The 1,092-nt window shown below is 68.2% G+C and carries 1 protein-coding gene; it reads right to left on the bottom strand.

Going from position 1 to position 1,092, the window contains the following annotated elements; translation table 11 throughout:
- The coding region (locus FJ980_RS33645; RefSeq protein WP_140547666.1) for an efflux RND transporter permease subunit at window positions 1-1,092 on the bottom strand (1,092 nt) is incomplete at both ends.

Raw genomic sequence — 1,092 nt, 5'->3', positions numbered from 1 at the left:
CGCCAGCAGCACCAGGAAGATCAGGAAGATCGCCGCGCCGAAGGCCTTGCTGAGGAAGGCGCTCGCTTCCGCGCTGTCCTCGTTGGAGCCGGCGAGCTTCCAGCGTATGCCGCTGCCGAGATCCATGTCCGAGACCGCCTTGGTCACCTGCTCCTGTACGGCGGCGACCTGCGCTACGGCGGCGACATTGGCCTGCACCACGACGGTGCGCGCGCCGTCGATGCGGTTGAGAATGCCGACCGTCGGCTCGGGCTTGCGCACGACGAAGTTCGAGATCGGCACCGACCCTTGCGACGTCTGCACCCTGAGTTCGTCGAGCGTCGACAGCGTGCGCCGGTCTTCCGGAAGGCGCAGGCGGATGTCGACGGCATCGTCCGCGCCCGCCGGCCGGTATTCCGACAGCTTCAAGCCGTTGGTCACCAGCTGCACCACGGTGCCGACCGAGGTCGGGCTGATGCCGTATTGGGCGGCCTTGGCGCGGTCGACCTCGAGCGCCCAGTCGACGCCGGGCGGCGGCAGGCCGTCCGAAATGTCGATGACGTTGGGCACCTTGGCGATCCGCGCCGCCACCGCGCGCGCCTTGTCGTCGAGCCCCTTGGGATCGGCGGCCGAAAGCCTGATCTGGATCGGCTTGCCGGTCGGCGGACCTGCCTCCGGCACGCGCACCTCGACATCGACGCCGGGAATGCCGGCCATGACGCCGCGCAGGTCGCTGAGGATCTGGTTGGCGGACTTGCGCTCGCGCCAGTCGACGAATTCGTACTGGATCACGCCGACGACGTCCTCGGGAATGTCCTGGCCGCCGCCCTGAGTCTTGCCGGCGCGTGTATAGACCGATTTCACGCCCGGCCAGCCGAGCAGCCTGTTCTCCGCCGTCCTGGTGGCGGCATCCATCTCGGCCAGCGAAAGATTGCCGCGCGCATGCACGTAGAGCAGGCCGTAGTCCGGCTCGACGCTGGGGAAGAACTCGACGCCGGCGCCGTATTTCGAATAGGCGTAGCCGACGCCGAACAGCAGCGCCACGGTGAGCACCAGGACGGTGATCGGGAAGCGCACCGCCTGCTTGACGATGGCCATGTACCAGCCGTCGCG

The sequence above is a fragment of the Mesorhizobium sp. B1-1-5 genome (assembly GCF_006443065.1).
In the GTDB taxonomy this organism is placed as follows: Bacteria; Pseudomonadota; Alphaproteobacteria; order Rhizobiales; family Rhizobiaceae; genus Mesorhizobium.
This window is presented reverse-complemented; position numbering and strand designations above follow the sequence as displayed.